The organism is Pseudonocardia oceanicola (assembly GCF_047200735.1).
Lineage (GTDB): Bacteria > Actinomycetota > Actinomycetes > Mycobacteriales > Pseudonocardiaceae > Pseudonocardia.
In genome coordinates, this window is sequence record NZ_JBJZON010000009.1 from 1 (window position 1) to 18,428 (window position 18,428).

Below are 18,428 nucleotides of genomic sequence, written 5' to 3' on the forward strand. Positions count from 1 at the left end.
CGAGGAACCTCACGGATCCGTCCGGGGCGTTGTCACTCACTCTGTCCGAGAGCCTACCACGCCCGATCGGGCCGGAGGCAACTCTCTCATATTACGTCGTCCGAGCCGCCGGGGCAACCCCCAACACCCGTCCAACTTCCCCCACGCACCGATCCGAGAGGGATCGCCACCGCGGAGGCCGTCACCCTCTGGCGAGCTCGACCCGGCCCGGAGATCCGGCCCGATCCGTCTTCCCGCTCGCCGCGGCGACGAGGAGAAAGTTACACCAAGGCCTCCGGGGGTGGTCAAATCGGCCCCCCATCTGCCTCTTGACCTGCGAAGACGGCGGTTCTCGTCGAACCCGGCGGAAGACAGCTCCGCGACGAACGGTCACCCCCTCGGCGGGTCGTCCGGACACCGCTCACCTGCGCTGATGGCCGTCGCGTCGGCCGCTCCGGGAGCGGCTGGGGCGCCCTCCACTCGTCGTTCGTCGTGCACCACTCCGCTCCCGCGATCGCCCGAAACTTTTTCGGACGCGCTCGACGGCGCCCTTCCGCGGGCCAAGCGGCCCAGCATCTCGTTGTAGGCCTTGAGCTCCGCATCGCCGTCTGTGTCCGCGCGACGATCATCGCGCCTGGCCGACCGCTCGTCGTGGCGAGCCCACTGGACGAGCAACGCGATGATCACCAGGAGCAGGGGCACCTCGCCGGACGCCCAGGCGAGGCCGCCGCCGAGCTTCTGGTCCACGAGCGGATCGGTGACCCAGGGCAGAGCCAGCGAGCGGTAGAAGGTCTCGCCGATCACGGTGTCGGCCCCCATGAGCGCGACGCCGAAGAACGCGTGGAAGGGCACGGAGATGAACACGACCGCGAGCCGCACCACCGGCGGCAGCCGCCGCGGCGAGGGATCGACCCCGATCACGGGCCAGAAGAAGATCAGGCCGGCGAGCAGGAAGTGCAGGTTCATCGCCACGTGGGCCCAGTGCTCGGTCAGCGCCCACCCGAACAGGTCGGAGAAGTACAGCGCGTAGTACGAGCCGACGAACACCGGCAGGGAGAACAGCGGATGCGTCACGAACCTCGCGACCGGCGAGTGCACCGCGGCGAGCAGCCACTCCCGGGGGCCCGGTGGGTTGCCCCGTCCCGCAACCGGCACTGCCCTCAGCATCAGGGTGACGGGCGCTCCCAGCACGAGCAGGATGGGCGTGAGCATCGAGAGGATCATGTGGGTGCCCATGTGCACGCTGAACATCGCAGGTGCGTACCTCCCCAGCCCGGAGCTCGTGGCGATCAGGAGCACGGCGCACCCGCACAGCCACGCCGCCGTCCGCCCCGGCCCCCAGCTGTCCCCCCGGGCACGCAGTCGTCGCACACCGAGCAGGTAGAGCGCGGCCATCAGCAGGGCCGCGGTGCCGAAGAACAGGTCGAAGCGCCAGTCGAGGGCGAGCCTCGCCAGGGTGGGTGGTCCGTCGAGGTCGTACCCGATCACGACCTCGGTCCGCGACGGCGGAGCCGCCTCCGCCGTGGGTGGCGCGGTGCGCCCCAGCGCCACCGCGAGCCCGATCGTGGACAACATGAGCAGCACCTCGACCGCGCCGAGTCGCAGGAGCGCCCCGCGTTCCCCCCGTGCCGCGGCGTCGACCGTGTGCCTGCGGTGCAGGAGACCCAGCCCCCCGAGCACGAGCAGAGCCGCGGTCTTCCCGAGCAACAGCGCGCCGTAGGCGGAACCGAGGAGGTCCGCCGGCGGGACCCGGACGAGCGCGTTGAGCACCCCCGTCGTCGCCAGCACCAGCCAGCACCAGAAGGCCACCCGCGAGAACCGACGCACGGCCACCCCGACCGTTCCCGGGTCGCCGTCCGCCGTGGCCGCCGCGAGCGAGAGCACCGCCACCAGGCCACCGATCCACAGCGAGGCGGCCAGCACGTGCAGCACGAGGCTGTTCGTCGCGACGTCGTGGGAGCCGCCTGCTGCGGAGTGTCCGGTCAGCGCGACCGGCAGCGGGCCGAGCAGCGCGAGCCCGAACGTCACCACCGTCCATCCCCAGGAGAGCACGAGGCGGCAGGCCACCAGGAGCAGCAGCGCGACGATCGCGGTCAACAGCCAGGCCATCGCGTCCGTGAGCCTGGGGATGACGGCGACGAGGAGCTCGGGGTCGAGCACCTCGACCAGCGGCCTGCCCAGGGCGTCGGCCGCGCTCAGCGGGACCAGCAGGAGGGCGGCGGCCGCCCAGCCCGCGGCGGCGTAGGAGGCGGCCCGCACCCCGCGATAGCCCGCGACATCCAGGTACCCGCTGCGTTGCGGCGCCACGAAGAACGCCGCGAGGAGCAGGAACCCGATCGCCAGCACGGCGCACACCTCGGCCGCCGCACGGACCGCCGGAAGCCCGATCGTGGTCAGCGTGCCCGGGTCGGGCAGGCCGAGGTTCTCGACGGGCCGGGCCCCGGTGAGGGCCGTGAGCCCTGCCGCGACGAGGACCGCCACGGCGATGCCGAGTCCCACCAGGCCGCCGACGCCCGACGGCGGGTGGGCCGGCGTCGACGGGGCGGGGTCGGCGGTCGTCTGCGCCATGCCATCAGGCTATGCCCGCACGACGACCGATTCCGCCGCGTCCCGGCTGCGAACCGTTGGTGGTGACGGACCTCCCAGACCGACACCGAGGCCGCGTCGTCCGACCCGGAGGACCGGGCTCGACGAGCCTGGCCCGATCGCTGCCGTGCTGCTCCCGTTCGGCGTGCTCGAGACCGCGCCGTCCGGGACGTCGCCGACGGCTCGAGCCCCCGGTGGGCCGTGCGGTGCGCGACAAGGCCGCTCGAACCCCGGCGACCCGACGTCAGCGCAGGTCCGAGGCCGCTCCCACGACCCGGACACCCTGCGCTCCGGCCTCGCCCTCGTCGACGACGTCGGCCACGATGCACGTGATGTTGTCAGGTCCCCCGCCCTCGTTGGCCAGGGTGATCAGCTGCTCGACGACGACCCCGGGCTCGGTGGGCGCGGCCATCAGGTCCTCGATCGCCTTGTCCGGCAGCACCGCCGTCACCCCGTCCGAGCACAGCAGATAGCGGTCCCCCTGCTCGGGCTCGAGGAACTCGAGGTCCGCCTCGACCGGGTGCTCGGTGCTCAGCGCCCGCATGAGGACGGAACGCCGAGGGTGGACGAGCGCCTCCTCCGGCGTGATCTGCCCCTCGTCGACGAGCTGCTGGACCATGGTGTGGTCGCGGGTGAGCTGGAGCAGCTCGCCGGCGCGGCAGCGGTAGATCCGCGAGTCGCCCACGTGCGCGAGGCCGAGCCGGGTCCCGTCGAACACCAGCGCGACGACCGTCGTGCCCATCCCTTGGGTGTCCGGCTCCTTGCGGGCGTGCTCGGCGAGCCGCTCCGACGCCTCGTCGACCGCGGTGGCGAGCTCGGCGAGCAGATCGACCGACGCGAGGTCCCGGGGCAGGCGCTCGTCCAGCTCCAGCATCGCCGCCACGGTGAGCGCACTCGCGAGCTCCCCGTGCGCGTGGCCGCCCATGCCGTCGGCGACGACGAGCAGGCGGTCCCCGGCCGCGCCGGAGTCCTCGTTCGCGGTGCGCCGGCGGCCGACGTCCGAGCCGATCGCGGAGCGCAGTCCCAGTGCCATGCACCCAGTATGGATCTCGTGCCCCCGCGGCGTGAGGGCGGACACCGCGAAACGGACGGGTGACGTCGCGCAACGGGTGGCTCCGCGACCGCCGGGTCGCACGGACGGGCGGCGGCGGACGTCCACCGCGGCCCGAGCCGTTACCCTCGTCGGCGGTGGCCTCCGGGCCCCACGCCCTCGTAGCTCAGCTGGACAGAGCAAGAGCCTTCTAATCTCTGGGTCGCAGGTTCGAATCCTGCCGGGGGCACGCACGTCAGGGGGCATGGACCGCTGCCCGGGCACGCCACGTGGGCGAGCATCGCCGCCGTCGCCCCAGGGCGGCTGCTCGGGAGGCCTCGATGTCGACGCGACAAGGTCCCCGTCGAACCACGGCTGCCGCGGGTCGGGGTTCGAGACACCGCACCCCGCTGACGGTGAGTTCGGGTGCGCCGGGCGGTCTACCTCCCCATGGGCACTCTCAGCTACGCGATGAGCATCTCCCTCGACGGCTACATCGAGGACCCGACCGGCGGCATCGCCTTCTCCGAGCCAGACGAGGAGGTGCACCGCTTCGCCAACCAGCAGACCCGCGATACCGCGGCATTCCTGTTCGGCCGCGGCCTCTACGAGGTCATGGAGGAGTACTGGACGGCACCGGAGCGGGCGAACGGGTCCGAGGTGGAGGCGGAATTCGCCCGCGAGTACGTCGCGACGCCGCGGATCGTGTTCTCCGACTCGCTGGAGTCGGTCGCACCCGGGTGCCGGCTGGTGCGCCGCGCCGACGCGGTCGACGAGGTGGTCCGGCTCAAGAAGGAGACCGACGGCGACCTGGCCGTCGGCGGCGCCGGTCTGGCCGCATCGCTGCTGGACCTGATCGACGAGTTCCGCCCGAGTGTGGTGCCGGCCGTCGTCGGCGGCGGCAAGCCGTACTTCCCGCTCGGCGCCGACCTTCGGCTGCGGCTGGTCGAGCAGCGCGCCTTCCGCGCCGGCATCGTGTACCTGCGCTACGAGAGGACGGTGTGACGGAGCACGGGTGTGCGGAAGTGACGTCCCAGGGCGCCACGCCGCACACTGGAGCAACCGAGTCAACTCGGCGCGACCGGGACCCGCATCCCTCCGTGCACGGACCGCACCGCAACCTCGGGGGACGACGTGGACGACGAGACGACCCGCGCAACGATCGAGGCCGTCGAGCGGCTCGATGCTGCATTTGACCGCGGTGACATCGACGCCTTCATGGCGGCCCTGACCGAGGACTGCGTCTGGGAGTCCTTCGCGCCGGCCCCAGACGGGCACCGCTACGAAGGCCAGGCGGCGGTGCGGCAGGCAATGGCGGACTTCCTCGGCTCCTCCCCGGTCTTCGACGGCGAGGAGATGCTCGCCGCCGGCGACCGTGCGACGGTGCGCTGGACCTGCCGCTTCGATCGCGGACATGTCCGAGGAGTCGACGTCGTTCGAGTCCGTGACGGGAAGGTCGCCGAGATCCTCTCCTACGTGAAGGGGTGACCGCGCCCATCCGGGCCGCCTCCAGTACACCGGCGGTGCCGTCCCCTCCCAGCCTCGAGTCGAAGCCCCTCGGCGACGACTGGTGGCCCTACCACGTCGCCGGCCACCGTCAGGCCCTCCACACCTCGCTGACCCACCACCACGGGGAGGGGTCCCTTCGTCGGTGGACGATCGAGGAGATCGTCGGCTCGCAGCTGGGCGGTACCGGACGAAGCCGGGCCTACCGGGCGGCGGAAGGGCGACCGGGCCCCGGCGAGCCGTGCATGACCTGCCTCACGCACGAACCGCTCGGTGGTCGCCGGGGCGAGCCCGCCCTCGACCGTCTCGGCCACCGGTGTGCGGCAGACGGTGAGGCCGGAGTGCGACCGACGCAGGAGTGCGCCGTGATCGTCGAACCGGTGGTCCGCATCAGGGGTGTGGTCGCGGAAGCGCGGGGGTAGCTCCGGACCCGTCCGGCCTCGCTCGTAGAGGCCGGGCCCATGGTCGAGCAGCGGCCGGACCGTCGAGCAGTCCGGTGCGTCCCGGGTCCGCGCGGCCGGGCGGATGCACCACCGCAGGGATCACCGTCGAGAGGGGAAGCGCACCATGGCTCAGGAGCCGACGACCACGAATCCGAATCCGGCGAGGACGAGGCGCCCGCCGGCCGCCACCAGACCGAAGGCCGCCCGGCCGGTCAGCGGCCCGCCGAGCGAGCCCGAGGTGACACCGGTCGGTGTCCCTGTCGCCGAGGCCGACCGCGATCGCGTGAGCCGCCGCGCCCGCGAGCAGGGCGACCGCCGGCCGAAGGGCTCGACCGGGCCGGCGGGGCCGATCGGCGAGCGCGGGGACAAGGGCCCCCAGGGACCGGCCGGCCCCCCCGGTGAGCCGGGCGATCGCGGTCCGAAGGGACCAGCGGGTCCCGAGGGCCCCGTCGGCGAGCGCGGTGACACCGGCCTCCCGGGTCCGGTCGGACCGCCCGGGGAGCAGGGCCCCCAGGGGCCGACCGGCCCGCAGGGCGAGCAGGGCCTCCCGGGTTCCACCGGCCTTCCCGGCGAGCAGGGAGAACTGGGCCCGCGCGGGCCGCTGGGCGAGCAGGGCCCCCAGGGGCCGACCGGCCCGCAGGGCGAGCAGGGCCTCCCGGGTTCCACCGGCCTTCCCGGCGAGCAGGGAGAGCAGGGCCCGGCCGGACCCGTCGGCCTGCCCGGCGACGCGGGAGAACGGGGGCCCCAGGGCGAGCGGGGTTTGTCCGGCGCCCCGGGCCCGCGAGGCGTGGTCGGGGAGGCCGGCGAGAAGGGACCGCGCGGTCTGCAGGGCCCGCAGGGCGATGGCGGCGAGAAGGGTGCTCCCGGCGTCCGCGGACCCCAGGGCCCGCAGGGTGAGCAGGGGCCGCCCGGCCCGGCCGGGCTGCCCGGGGTTCAGGGCCCCCAGGGTCGGACCGGGCCGGCCAGGCTGTACCGGCCCAGCCCGGTCGAGCTCGCGGGCAAGGTCAAGGAGGCCGCGTTGAACATCCGCCCACGGACGGTGCTCGACCCCCGCGAGGGCGCCCGCTACCTGGCGACGCTGACCTCCCGGATCGTCAAGTTGCAGGGAGGCCTGATCCTGCGCGTGATCGTCGACACCGACACCGACACCGACACCGACGCCCCCGCGGACCGCGCCCCGGCCAGGCCGGGCGACGTGCGCTCGTCGACCTGATCGAGGTCACCCTTCTCGCCTCCGTCGACGTCGGCGACCTGCTCCGGCCCGGGCGCGCCCTCGCACGGACCCGCAGCGGGAGTTCGACAGCACGGAGCTGCGGCCCGGGCCGGCAGAACGCCCTGCCACGGGCGGGTCGGAGCCGGTCGGGGTCGCCGATCTCGACCGGCTCGATCAGCCGCGGCTGCAGGGACCGCGAGCGGAGTCCCACGGCAGGTCCGGCCCGAGAACTGCTCGACGAACTCGTGCCGAGAGCACGCCGGTCAGCCCGCGGAGGGCGCGGTGACCGTGAGCAGACGCGTCCCGGAGAGATCGAGCCGCACCCGTCCGCCGCCGGTCCCGAACCGCAGCACGACGGCCGTGCAGGACGGGCAGCGCACCACCAGCGCGGGAGCGTCGGGGTACAGGTCGTGCTCACGCAGCTCGGTGCTCGCCCCGCAGCCGCCGCAGGTGAGGACGGCGTCGGTGAGGTCGAGCGCGAAGAGGCCGCGCAGGTCGTCGAGCGTGGTCGTCATGGGTCGGTCCCCTCAGTCTCCGGCGTAGCGCTGCTCGCGCCACGGATCGCCGTAGGTGTGGTAGCCGAAGGTCTCCCAGAAGCCGGGCTCGTCGAACGACGTGAGCGCCAGCCCCCGCACCCACTTCGCCGACTTCCAGAAGTACAGGTGCGGCACGAGCAGCCGCGCGGGCCCGCCGTGCTCGGGTGCCAGCGGCTCGTCGGAGTAGGTGTCGACGACCCACGCCTGTCCGCCGGTCAGGTCCTCGAGCGGGAGGTTGGAGGTGTAGCCGCCGTCGGAGAAGGCGACGACGTACTCCGCCGCCGTCTCGACACCCTCGAGCACGGTGTCGACCGAAACCCCGGACCAGCGCGTGTCGAACTTGGACCAGCTGGTCACGCAGTGGATGTCGACCGTGACCGGCTCGTGCGGCAGGGCCCGGAACTCCTCCCACGTCCACCGGTGCAGCCCGTCGACCTCCCCCTGCACCACGAAGTCCCACTCGTCGAGCGGGGTGTGCGGGGTCGGCCCGGCGGTGAGCACCGGGAACCCGTCCCCGATGTCCCGCTGACCCGGTGGCAGCCGCCCGTCCCGCCGCCCGCGCCCGTGGAACCCCCGCGACACCACAGCCATCGCCCGCCCCTTCCCTCGGAGCACCCGAGCATGGCGGGTGGGCGGGCCCGCCACATCGCGCGTTCGTACCAAGGGCCCACCTGTCGGATCGCACAAAGGCGCCCGCCGGGGACGGCACGCGTTCGTGCTCGCGGTGCCTGCCGGAGACCGGACCGGGCACGGAAGGTATGACGCGTCCCACACCACCCCCTGCGAGGTGCCCGTGCGCGCTACCGCCCGATCCCGTCCGCGTCAGCCAGGCCGCAGGCCGCACCCGGTCGACGAGGTGCTGCCTGCCGGCAAGCTCGCCGTCTACGGCGTGCAGCACGTGCTCGCCTTCTACGCCGGCGCCGTCATCGTGCCGATCCTGCTGGCCGGCGCGATCGGCCTGTCGGAGCGCGAGCTCATCCACCTGATCAATGCCGACCTCTTCACCTGCGGGATCGCGTCGATCATCCAGTCCGTCGGGTTCTGGAAGATCGGTGTGCGGCTGCCGCTGCTGCAGGGCGTCACGTTCACCGCGGTGTCGCCGATGATCGCGATCGGGCTCGCGGCGGGCGGCGGCACCGACGGCCTGCTGGTGATCTACGGTGCCGTGATCGTCGCCGGCCTGTTCACCTTCCTCATCGCCCCGTGGTTCAGCAAGTTGATCCGCTTCTTCCCCCCGGTGGTCACCGGCACGGTCATCACGATCATCGGCCTCGCGCTGCTGCCGGTCGCCGCGCAGGACGCCGTCGGCGGAGGCTCCGCGCCCGACCCCACCAGCGCCCGCAACCTGGCCTACGCCCTCGGCACGCTCGCCGTCATCGTCGTGATCCAGCGGGTGTTCCGCGGGTTCACCGCCACCGTCGCCGTTCTGATCGGGCTGGTCCTGGGCACGGGCGTGGCCTGGCTGCTGGGCGACGCGTCGTTCGCGTCCGTCGGCGAGTCCTCCTGGTTCGGCGTGACCACGCCCTTCTACTTCGGCTGGCCGAAGTTCGCCGGCGCCGCGATCGTCTCGATGATCGTCGTGATGCTGATCACCGCCGTCGAGACCACCGGCGACGTCTTCGCCACCGGCGAGATCGTGGACAAGCGGGTCGGCCGCGAGGACATCGCCCGGGCGCTGCGGGCCGACGGCCTGGCCACCACCATCGGCGGCGTCCTCAACTCCTTCCCGTACACCTGCTTCGCCGAGAACGTCGGGCTGGTCCGGCTCACCCGCGTCAAGAGCCGGTACGTCGTCGCCGCCGCGGGCGCGTTCATGATCCTCATCGGGCTGATCCCCAAGGCCGGCGCGGTCGTCGCGGGCATCCCGCACCCGGTGCTCGGCGGCGCGGCCCTGGCGATGTTCGCGACCGTGGCCGTCGTCGGCATCCAGACGCTGTCCCGCGTCGACTTCCACGACCACCGCAACGTCGTGATCGTCGGGACCAGCCTGGGGCTGGCGATGTTCGTGACCGCCCAGCCCGACGTCGCGAAGGCCCTGCCCGCCTGGGCGCAGATCGTGTTCGGCTCCGGGATCACCCTGGGCAGCATCACGGCGATCCTGCTCAACCTCGTGTTCCACCACGTCGGCAAGGACTTCGGCCCCGCCGTCGCCGGTGCGCCGGGCACCCCGACGATCCGGCTCGACCAGGTGAACCGGATGAGCCGCGACGAGTTCATCGCCGCCTTCGGCCGGCTGTTCCAGGGCCCGACGGACGTCGTCGGCCGGGCCTACGACCGCAAGCCGTTCGCCGACACAGCGGCCCTGCGCACCGCGTTCCAGGAGGCCCTGTTCGCGGCGCCGCGCGAGGAGCAGCGCGCCCTCATGGCCGCCTACCCCGACCTCGGCGGCGACCGCGTCGCGGACGGTGAGGAGGGCGACGACTCCCGCGAGGACCAGGCGTCGGCCGGCCTGACCCGGCTCTCCGACGACGACCGCACCGAGTTCGCCGAGCTCGCTGCGGCCTACCGCGAGCGCTTCGGGATCCCGCTGATCGTGTGCGTCCGCGAGCACCCGGACCGCGAGGCGATCCTGCGCGAGGGCCGGCGCCGGCTGGGCAACTCCCCCGCCCAGGAGCACGCGGCCGCGTTGATCGAGATCGCCAAGGTGGCCAACCGCCGCTTCGAGGACCTGGTCGCCGAGGCCAACCCGATCGCGACGGCGCGTGCCGGGGCCTTCGGATCGGGCGCCCGATGACGGCCGTCGCCCTGACCGTCGGGGCCTTCGACGACCTGCCCGCCGCCCGCGCCGAGGAGCTGCTCCGCGAGGTCTGCGCGGCCCCGCGATGGGCGCGGCAGGTCGTCGCCGGGCGGCCCTACGGCAGCCTCGCGGCGCTGCAGTCGGCGGCCGCGGCGGCGCTCACCGAGGCGGACCTCGACGCCGCCCTGGCCGGCCACCCGCGCATCGGCGACCGCTCCGCGCGGGGCACGGCCCGTCGCGAGCAGGGCGCGGTCGCCGGGGCGCCGACGCCGGTCCTCGACGCGCTCGCCGAGGGCAACCGGGCCTACGAGGAGCGCTTCGGGCACGTCTACCTGGTCTGTGCCAGCGGTCGTGACGCCGAGGACCTGCTCGCCACCCTGCGGGCCAGGCTGGGCAACGACCCCGCGACCGAGCGCAGCGTGGCGCTCGCGGAGCTGGCCGCGATCAACCGGCTCCGGCTGGGGCGGGTGTTCGGGGCATGACGCTGTCCACCCACGTCCTCGACGCGACGACGGGCACCCCCGCCGCCGGGATGACCGTCGTGCTGCGCACCGACGGCCGCGAGCGCGACCGGCTGACCACCGACGCCGACGGCCGGGGCCGGTTCACCGGGCCCGGCCCCGGCGTGCACACCCTGACCTTCGCCACGGGCGACCGGTCCGACTTCTACCCCGAGGTCACGGTGACCTTCACCGTGACCGACCCGGGGCGGCACCACCACGTACCGCTGCTGCTGTCCCCGTTCGCCTACTCGACCTACCGCGGGAGCTAGACATGGGAATCAGGCTGGGTGCCAACGACTACGGCAAGGCGGAGAACCGGGTCGTCCGGATCTACCGCGACTCGCCGCGGCACGAGATCCGCGACGTCACCGTGACGACCGCGCTGCGCGGCGACTTCACCGACGCGCACCTGCGGGGCGACCAGGCCCGGGTGCTGCCGACCGACACGCAGAAGAACACCTGCTACGCGTACGCCAAGGAGAAGGGCCTGCGCGAGATCGAGGACTACGCGCTCACGCTGGCGCGGCACTTCGTCGCCGACGTCGAGCCGGTGTCCGGGGCGCGGATCGCGGTCGACGAGCACACCTGGGAGCGGGTGCCGGTCGACGGGCGCGGGCACGACCACACGTGGGTGCGCCGGGAGTCGGAGATCCGGACGACGGTCGTGGAGGTCTCCGGCGACGGTGAGCGCGTGGTCTCCGGGCTGCGGGACCTGGTCCTGCTCAAGTCCACCGGCTCGGAGTTCGCCGGCTTCCTCACCGACCCCTACACGACCCTGCAGGAGACCCACGACCGGATCATGTCCACCTCGCTCGTCGCGGAGTGGGCCTACGCCGGCACGGAGATCGACTGGGACAAGACCTGGGCCGACGTCCGGCGGATCCTCCTCGAGCGCTTCGCCACCGTGCACTCCCTCGCGCTGCAGCAGACGCTGTGGGAGATGGGGAAGGCCGTGCTGGAGGCGCACCCGGAGATCGCCGAGATCTCGCTCTCCGCGCCCAACAAGCACCACTTCGTGGTGGACCTGGCGCCGTTCGGCCTGGAGAACCCCAACGAGGTCTTCCACGCCGCCGACCGCCCCTACGGCCTCATCCAGGCCACCATCACCCGCGACTGACCCGCACCATGGTTCCATAACGCGCGGAGACCGGCCCGATTCCCGCGTTGTGGTTCCGTACTGCGTCAGCGGGAGCGGAGGGCGAGGAAGAGGTCGACCCGGTCGGGGAAGTCGGCGAGGCTGCGGCCCGTCAGCTCCTCCACCCGCCCGATCCGGTAGCGCACGGTGTTGACGTGCAGGTGGAGCCGTTCCGCGGCGCGGCTCCACGAGCCCGAGCAGTCCAGGAACGCCTCGAGGGTCTCCAGCAGCCCGGCCGCGTTGCGCTCGTCGTAGGCCAGGACCGGGCGGAGCACCCGGTCGGCGAAGGTGCGGCGGACGTCGTCGGGCACCGCCGCGAGCAGCGCGACGTGCGAGGTCACCTCCGACGCCGTGACCACCGCGACCGCGCCGGGGCGCTGCTGCGCGAGCGTCCGGGCGTGCACGGCCTCCTGCAACGCCCCGGTGAGTGCGGCGAGGGCCGCGGGCCGGCTCACCCCGACCGCGAGCTTCTCCGACGCGAACCCGGGTTCGAGGCGGGCCAGCGCGGCGTCGAGCACCGCCGTGTCCCCGGGCACGAGCGCGACGGCCAGCCCCTCGTAGGTCCCGACGACCGGCGGCCCGAGGTGGGCCGCGGCGTCGACCAGCACCGAGCGCGCGGTCTCCACCCGCCCCGGCCCGCTGAACCCCGCGACCGCCACCGCGAGCGGCGCCGACGGGTCGAGCCCCGCCTGCCGCAGCCGCACCGGCAGCTCCGGCCGCTCCCCCGCCCCCTCCGCGACCAGGGCGATCGCGTCGTCGGCGATGTCGCGCGCGAGCCGCAGCCCCTCGCTGCGCCGGGCCCGGTCGAGCGCGGCGATCGCCACCAGCTCGCCCACCGCCTCGACCGTCTCCTGGTCCCAGTCCGGCCGCGCGCCGTCGACCGCCACGAACCACGAGGTCGACCGCAGCTCCGATGACGGCCCCACCGGGAACACCGTGCGCGCCGGTCCGCGGGTGGTGACCGCGGGGAGCCGGTCCGCGGTGAGGAAGGTCCGCACCGCGACGTCGAGCTCGATCGTGGGCAGCGGCTCCGGCCCGGCCGCGAGCGCTCGCCCGGCCGCGGTGAACACCCGGCAGGTCCGCCCGATCGCGGCCCCCACCTGCGCGGTCAGCTCGTCGAGCCCCAGCCCGCTGGCCACCGCGGCGAGCAGCTGGCGCTGCCGCCCCACCGTGACGGCGAGCCGGTCGCCCCGGGCCGCCGTGACCGAGCCGACGACGTACTCGGTCACCGCCGCGAACGAGACCTCCTCGGGCACCTCCAGCAGCGGGACGTCGTGCCGGCGGCAGGCCTCCGCGACATCGTCGGGGATCCCGTGGAACACGGCCGCGCCCGCGGCCAGCGCCGCCACCTTCGCCCGCGCGAGCGCCCCCACGAACCGCTCGGTGTCCGCCTCGGCCGTCCGCCACACCAGACCGCTGATCACCAGCTCGCCCCCGGAGAGGTAGCGGCCGGGATCGGGCAGGTCGGTGGTGTAGACCCAGCGCACCGGGCGCTCGAGCGCCGCCGCGTCGCCGTGCAGCAACCGCAGCTTCAGCTCGGGGCGCCCGACCAGGTCGCGCAGCAGCATTGGAGGAACGTACAACCGTGCCGCCCGGGACCGCCACGGGTTCGTCGCGGCAGCGACTCGTGGCGGTCACGAGCGCGCGCTGTACTTCTCGGCATGGACTTCCTGGCGCCGACCTCCTGGGCGGAGGCCCTCGAGACCAAGGCGGCACACCCCGACGCCCTGCCCGTCGCGGGCGGCACGGACGTCATGGTCGAGCTCAACTTCGACCACCGGCGCCCGGCCGCGCTGCTGGACCTCACCCGGGTCCCCGAGCTGCAGGAGTGGTCGCGCGACGCGGGCCGCATCCGGCTCGGCGCCGGCGTGACCTACAGCCGGGTGATCAGCGAGCTCGGCGGCACGCTGCCCGGCCTGGCGATGGCCGCGCGCACCGTCGGGTCGCCGCAGATCCGCAACCGCGGCACGGTCGGCGGGAACCTGGGCGCGGCCTCCCCGGCCGGGGACAGCCACCCGGCGCTGCTCGCCGCGTTCGCCGAGGTGGAGATCGCCTCGGTACGCGGGACGCGCGTGGTGCCGGTCGCCGGGTTCTTCACCGGCGTGAAGCGCAGCGTGCTGGAGCCCGACGAGCTCATCGCCGCCGTGCGCGTCACCCCGCCCGCCGGCCCGCAGCAGTTCTGCAAGATCGGCACCCGCAACGCCATGGTGATCGCGGTGTCCGCCTTCGGGTTCGCGCTGCACCCGGACCGCCGCGTCGTCGGCACCGGGATCGGGTCGGCCGCACCCACCCCGCGCCCGGCCCCCGAGGCCGCCGCCTTCCTCGCCGGCGAGCTGGAGGCCGCCGGGCTGTGGGACTCCCGCGGCCCGCTGCCCGAGGGCCTCGCCACCGACTTCGGCCGCCGCGTCCGCGACGCCGCGGCCCCCATCGACGACGTCCGCGGCAGCGCCACGTACCGCCTCCACGCCCTGTCCGTCATGGCCCGCCGCGCCGCGACCTGGGCCTGGGACTCCTACCGCAACGACGACGGGACCGACGGGACCGACAGGAGCGCCGCCGCATGAGGATCGAGCTGACGGTCAACGGCACCCGCCGCGAGGCCGACGACGTCTGGGAGGGCGAGAGCCTGCTCTACGCGCTGCGCGAGCGGCTCGGCCTGCCCGGTTCGAAGAACGCCTGCGAGCAGGGCGAGTGCGGCTCCTGCACGGTCTACCTCGACGGCACCCCGGTGTGCGCCTGCCTGGTCGCGGCCGGCCAGGCGCAGGGCCGCGAGGTCACGACGGTCGAGGGGCTGGCGGGCGAGGAGCTCGACCCCGTGCAGCAGGCGTTCGTGGAGAAGGGCGCGGTGCAGTGCGGTTTCTGCACCCCCGGCTTCCTGATGTCCACCAAGGACCTCCTGGAGCGCAACCCCGAGCCGAGCGACCCGGAGATCCGGGAGGCCCTCGCCGGCAACCTCTGCCGGTGCACGGGCTACGAGAAGATCCTGGACGCCGTGCGGAGCGCCAGCGGAGCGCGCATCGACTCGGCGCGGGCTGCGGCGGCGGCGAAGCGATGATCATCGAGAACGCGCACGTCGTGACCGTGACCGGCGCGGAGATCGCCGGCGGGCACGTCGTCGTCGAGGGGAACCGGATCGCGGCCGTCGGTGCCGGCCCGGCGCCCGACCGCGAGGGCCACGACGTCGTCGACGCCCGCGGCGGACTGCTCACCCCCGGCTTCGTCAACACGCACAACCACCTCTACCAGTGGGTCACCCGCGGCCTCGCGGTCGACGCGACCCTGTTCGAGTGGCTCACCACGCTCTACCCGGTGTGGGCCGGCATCGACGAGCACGCCGTGCACACCGGCGCCACCGGCGCGCTGTCCCAGCTCGCGCTGACCGGCTGCACCACCAGCACCGACCACCACTACGTCTTCCCCCGCGAGGGCGGGGACGTGTTCGCCGCCGAGATCCGCGCCGCCGCCGAGGTGGGCCTGCGCTTCCACCCCTGCCGCGGCTCGATGGACCTCGGGCAGAAGGACGGCGGCCTGCCCCCGGACCACGTCGTCGAGGACCGGGACGCCGTGCTGGCCGCGTCGGAGGCGGCGATCGACCGGTGGCACGACGCCTCGCCGGGCTCGATGCTGCAGGTCGCGCTGGCCCCGTGCTCGCCCTTCTCCGTGACCGGCGACCTCATGCGCGAGTCCGCCGAGCTGGCCCGCCGGCGCGGCGTCCGGTTGCACACCCACCTCGCCGAGACCCTCGACGAGGAGGACTTCTGCCGCGAGCGCTTCGGCTGCTCGCCACTGGAGTACGTCGAGGGCCTGGGCTGGACCGGCGACGACGTGTGGTTCGCCCACGCCATCCACCTCGACGACCCGGCGGTCAAGCGGATCGGCGCGACCCGGACCGGGGTAGCGCACTGCCCGTCGTCGAACGCCCGGCTGGGCGCGGGCATCGCCCGCACCCGCGACCTGCGCGACGCCGGCGCCCGCGTCGGCCTCGGCGTCGACGGCGCCGCGAGCAACGAGGCGGGCTCGCTGTTGGAGGAGGTCCGGCACGCGGTGCTGTTCGCCCGCGCCGTCGGCGGCCCCACGGCGCTGACCGTCCGGGACGCCCTGGAGCTGGCCACCCTCGGTGGCGCCCGGGTCCTGGGCCGGCAGGACGAGATCGGCTCGATCGAGATCGGCAAGCTCGCCGACCTGGCCCTCTGGGGCCTCGACGGGCTGGGGCACGCCGACGTCGCCGACCCCGTCGCGGCGCTCGTGCTCGGCTCGCCGCCGCCGCTGGACCTGCTGCTCGTGAACGGCCGCCCGGTCGTCGAGCACGACCGCGTGGTCACCGTCGACACGGACGCCGTGGCGCGCGAATGCGCCCGCGTCCACCGCACCCTGCTGGAGAAGGCGTCATGACCAGTACCGAGACCCGGACTGCAGGCAGGCTGGGCGACTCCCCGCTCCGCCCCGACGGCACCCTGAAGGTCACGGGCGAGTTCGCCTACTCGTCCGACCTGTGGCACGACGACATGGTCTGGGGCGTCACGCTGCGCAGCCCGCACCCGCACGCCCGCATCCGCGCGATCGACATCACCGAGGCGCTGCGCGTCCCCGGCGTGTCCGCGGTCCTCACCGCGGCCGACGTCCCGGGCGAGAACGCCGTCGGGCTCGAGCACCTCGACACCCCCGCCCTGGCCGACGGCGTGGTCCGCTACCAGGGCGAACCCGTCGCGCTCGTCGCGGCGGACCACCCCGAGACCGCGCGCCGCGCCGCCAAGCGGATCGTCGTCGACTACGAGGTGCTGCCCGCCGTCACCGACCCGCGCCGCGCGCTCGACGCCGACGCCCCCCTCGTGCACACCTCCCGCGAGGACAACCTGGTGCGCGCCATGAAGATCCGGCGCGGCGACCCGGCCCCCACCGCTCCCGTCGTGGTGGCGCTGGACTTCGAGGTCGGCATGCAGGACCAGGCCTTCCTCGGGCCGGAGTCCGGGCTCGCGGTGCCCGACGGCGAGGGCGGCGTCGACCTCTTCGTCGCCACCCAGTGGCTGCACGTCGACCAGGGCCAGGTCTGCCGGGTGCTCGGGCTGCCGCCCGAGCAGGTCCGGCTCACCCTCGCCGGTGTCGGGGGTGCGTTCGGCGGCCGCGAGGACCTGTCGATGCACGTCCACGCGTGCCTGCTCGCGCTGCACACCGGCAAGCCGGTGAAGATGAGCTACGCCCGGGACGAGTCCTTCTTCGGGCACGTCCACCGGCACCCGGCCTGGCTGCGCTACGAGTTCGGGGCGTCGGAAGAGGGTGAGCTGATCTACGCCAAGGCGGACATCCTCTTCGACGGCGGCGCCTACGCGTCGTCGACCGGCGCGGTCGTCGGCAACGGCGGCACGCTGGGCCTGGGCCCGTACCGGATCCCGAGCGTGCACGTCGACGCCCGCGGGGTCTACACGAACAACCCGCCCTGCGGCGCGATGCGCGGCTTCGGCTGCGTGCAGGCCGCGTTCGCGCACGAGGCGCTGATGGACGAGCTGGCCGACCGGGTCGGCGTGGACCGGGTGGAGATCCGGGCGCGCAACGGCATGCGGGAGGGCGACCACAACATCACCGGGCAGGTGATCGACTCGGCGGCCCCCGTGGCCGAGCTGATCCGGACCGTGCGGGACCTGCCGCTCCCGCCGGAGCCCGAGGGCGAGCGCGACATCCGCCAGCTGCCCGGCGGGGTCTCCAACACCACGCACGGCGAGGGCGTCGTGCGCGGGGTCGGGTACGCGGTGACGTACAAGAACGTCGGGTTCTCCGAGGGGTTCGACGACTACTCCACCGCCCGCGTGCGGCTGGAGGCGGTCGCCGGCGCGCCCGTCGCCACCGTGCACACCGCAGCCGCCGAGGTCGGGCAGGGCCTGATCACGATCGAGCAGCAGATCTGCCGCACCGAGCTGGGCGTGGACCAGGTCGTGGTGCACCCGAAGGACACCAGCGTCGGCTCGGGCGGCTCGACGTCGGCGTCCCGGCAGACGTACGTGACCGGCGGTGCGGTCAAGGCGGCGTGCGAGGCGGTGCGGACCTCGGTCCTGCGGCGCGCGGCGGAGGCGCTGCAGCGCGACGACCTCCGGCTGGAGGGCGACAAGATCGTCGCCGGGTCCGGGGAGGTCGTCGCGGGTCTGGTCGAGGTGCTCGACGAGCCGGTCGAGGAGACCGTCGAGTGGCGGCACCGCCCGACCTTCCCGATCGACGAGGAGACCGGGCAGGGGAACGCGCACGTCCAGTACGCCTTCTCCGCGCATCGCGCCGTGGTCGACGTCGACACCGAGCTCGGCCTCGTCAAGGTCGTCGCGCTGGACACCGCGCAGGACGTCGGCCGGGCGCTCAACCCCGACGCCGTCGTCGGACAGATCCAGGGCGGCAGCGCGCAGGGCATGGGCCTGGCGCTGATGGAGGAGGTCGTGGTGCAGGACGGGCACGTGAAGAACCCGTCCTTCACGGACTACCTGATCCCCACGATCCTCGACATGCCGCCGATGCAGGTGAAGGTGCTGGAGTATGCCGACCCGCACGCGCCCTACGGCGTCCGTGGGGTGGGCGAGCCGCCGACGATCTCCTCCGGCCCGGCCGTCGCCGCCGCGGTCCGCGCCGCCACCGGAAAGGCCCTGCGCCGGGTCCCGATCCGCCCCGAGCACATCACCTTCTGACCCTGTGAGTGGCGACAGGCGCCATGCATCTGCCCTACCCACCCACCCCGCCGGCTTCGCCGGCCGCCGTCCCCCATGCCACTCACGAGAGGAGCCGG

General features: G+C 73.9%; 16 protein-coding genes and 1 tRNA gene. 12 read left to right on the forward strand and 5 right to left on the reverse strand.

From position 1 onward, the window contains the following. Positions 1–369: 369 nt before the first annotated feature. Both ACL02T_RS14870 and ACL02T_RS14875 read right to left on the reverse strand, forming a co-directional pair. Positions 370–2,547 (reverse strand): bifunctional copper resistance protein CopD/cytochrome c oxidase assembly protein, encoded by a 2,178-nt coding sequence (locus ACL02T_RS14870; RefSeq protein WP_412831300.1) that lies wholly within the window; start codon positions 2,545–2,547, stop codon positions 370–372. A gap of 262 nt (positions 2,548–2,809) precedes the next feature. Continuing rightward, on the reverse strand, positions 2,810–3,598 hold the full coding sequence (locus tag ACL02T_RS14875; RefSeq protein ID WP_412831301.1) for a PP2C family protein-serine/threonine phosphatase: 789 nt from the start codon (positions 3,596–3,598) through the stop codon (positions 2,810–2,812). Positions 3,599–3,771: 173 nt separating this feature from the next. Here ACL02T_RS14875 and ACL02T_RS14880 point away from each other — a divergent pair. The 4 genes from ACL02T_RS14880 (at position 3,772) to ACL02T_RS14895 (ending at position 6,757) form a co-directional block, all read left to right on the forward strand. Then, positions 3,772–3,845 (forward strand) — tRNA-Arg (locus ACL02T_RS14880). A 200-nt stretch (positions 3,846–4,045) separates the two neighbouring features. Then, positions 4,046–4,600: a dihydrofolate reductase family protein gene (locus ACL02T_RS14885; RefSeq protein WP_412831302.1), complete on the forward strand. Its 555-nt coding sequence runs from the start codon at positions 4,046–4,048 to the stop codon at positions 4,598–4,600. 129 nt (positions 4,601–4,729) lie between these two features. After that, complete coding sequence (locus ACL02T_RS14890) at positions 4,730–5,083, forward strand: nuclear transport factor 2 family protein (protein WP_412831303.1); 354 nt, start codon at positions 4,730–4,732, stop codon at positions 5,081–5,083. Between the two features lie 744 nt (positions 5,084–5,827). Then, entirely contained in the window at positions 5,828–6,757 is a 930-nt protein-coding gene (locus ACL02T_RS14895; RefSeq protein WP_412831304.1) for a collagen-like domain-containing protein, read from the forward strand. A 263-nt stretch (positions 6,758–7,020) separates the two neighbouring features. Here ACL02T_RS14895 and ACL02T_RS14900 read toward each other — a convergent pair whose 3' ends face one another. Both ACL02T_RS14900 and ACL02T_RS14905 read right to left on the reverse strand, forming a co-directional pair. Further along, positions 7,021–7,272, reverse strand: a complete 252-nt coding sequence (locus ACL02T_RS14900) for a DUF6510 family protein (protein ID WP_412831305.1) — start codon at positions 7,270–7,272, stop codon at positions 7,021–7,023. Positions 7,273–7,284: 12 nt separating this feature from the next. After that, positions 7,285–7,884, reverse strand: coding sequence for a molybdopterin-dependent oxidoreductase (locus ACL02T_RS14905; RefSeq protein ID WP_412831306.1), 600 nt, complete (start codon positions 7,882–7,884; stop codon positions 7,285–7,287). 265 nt (positions 7,885–8,149) lie between these two features. Between ACL02T_RS14905 and uraD (ACL02T_RS14910) the strand changes: the two genes are divergently transcribed. From uraD (ACL02T_RS14910) to pucL, 4 genes are read left to right on the forward strand one after another with little or no spacing between them, the layout of a single operon-like run. Further along, the gene (gene uraD / locus ACL02T_RS14910) at positions 8,150–10,027 is read left to right on the forward strand and encodes a 2-oxo-4-hydroxy-4-carboxy-5-ureidoimidazoline decarboxylase (protein ID WP_412831307.1); all 1,878 of its coding nucleotides are present in this window, start codon (positions 8,150–8,152) and stop codon (positions 10,025–10,027) included. Beyond that, the gene (gene uraD, locus ACL02T_RS14915; RefSeq protein WP_412831308.1) at positions 10,024–10,512 is read left to right on the forward strand and encodes a 2-oxo-4-hydroxy-4-carboxy-5-ureidoimidazoline decarboxylase; all 489 of its coding nucleotides are present in this window, start codon (positions 10,024–10,026) and stop codon (positions 10,510–10,512) included. The genes uraD (ACL02T_RS14910) and uraD (ACL02T_RS14915) overlap by 4 nt, the downstream gene beginning before the upstream one ends. Further along, positions 10,509–10,802 (forward strand): hydroxyisourate hydrolase, encoded by a 294-nt coding sequence (locus ACL02T_RS14920; protein WP_412831309.1) that lies wholly within the window; start codon positions 10,509–10,511, stop codon positions 10,800–10,802. Before uraD (ACL02T_RS14915) ends, ACL02T_RS14920 begins: the two co-directional genes overlap by 4 nt. A gap of 2 nt (positions 10,803–10,804) precedes the next feature. Further along, positions 10,805–11,650: a factor-independent urate hydroxylase gene (gene pucL / locus ACL02T_RS14925; protein ID WP_412831310.1), complete on the forward strand. Its 846-nt coding sequence runs from the start codon at positions 10,805–10,807 to the stop codon at positions 11,648–11,650. Between the two features lie 65 nt (positions 11,651–11,715). On the opposite strand, the gene ACL02T_RS14930 is transcribed toward pucL, so the two are convergent. Next, on the reverse strand, positions 11,716–13,236 hold the full coding sequence (locus ACL02T_RS14930; protein ID WP_412831311.1) for a PucR family transcriptional regulator: 1,521 nt from the start codon (positions 13,234–13,236) through the stop codon (positions 11,716–11,718). 93 nt (positions 13,237–13,329) lie between these two features. On the opposite strand from ACL02T_RS14930, the gene ACL02T_RS14935 reads away from it, so the two are divergent. Genes ACL02T_RS14935 through ACL02T_RS14950 form a run of 4 tightly spaced genes read left to right on the forward strand, consistent with a single transcriptional unit; the run spans position 13,330 to position 18,330 of the window. Beyond that, complete coding sequence (locus tag ACL02T_RS14935) at positions 13,330–14,232, forward strand: FAD binding domain-containing protein (RefSeq protein WP_412831312.1); 903 nt, start codon at positions 13,330–13,332, stop codon at positions 14,230–14,232. Further along, positions 14,229–14,723, forward strand: coding sequence for a (2Fe-2S)-binding protein (locus tag ACL02T_RS14940; protein WP_412831313.1), 495 nt, complete (start codon positions 14,229–14,231; stop codon positions 14,721–14,723). Before ACL02T_RS14935 ends, ACL02T_RS14940 begins: the two co-directional genes overlap by 4 nt. Next, a complete protein-coding gene (locus ACL02T_RS14945) occupies positions 14,720–16,060 on the forward strand; it encodes an 8-oxoguanine deaminase (protein ID WP_412831314.1) in 1,341 nt (446 codons plus the stop codon). Before ACL02T_RS14940 ends, ACL02T_RS14945 begins: the two co-directional genes overlap by 4 nt. Continuing rightward, complete coding sequence (locus ACL02T_RS14950) at positions 16,057–18,330, forward strand: xanthine dehydrogenase family protein molybdopterin-binding subunit (RefSeq protein WP_412831315.1); 2,274 nt, start codon at positions 16,057–16,059, stop codon at positions 18,328–18,330. Before ACL02T_RS14945 ends, ACL02T_RS14950 begins: the two co-directional genes overlap by 4 nt. The last annotated feature ends 98 nt before the right edge of the window (positions 18,331–18,428 follow it).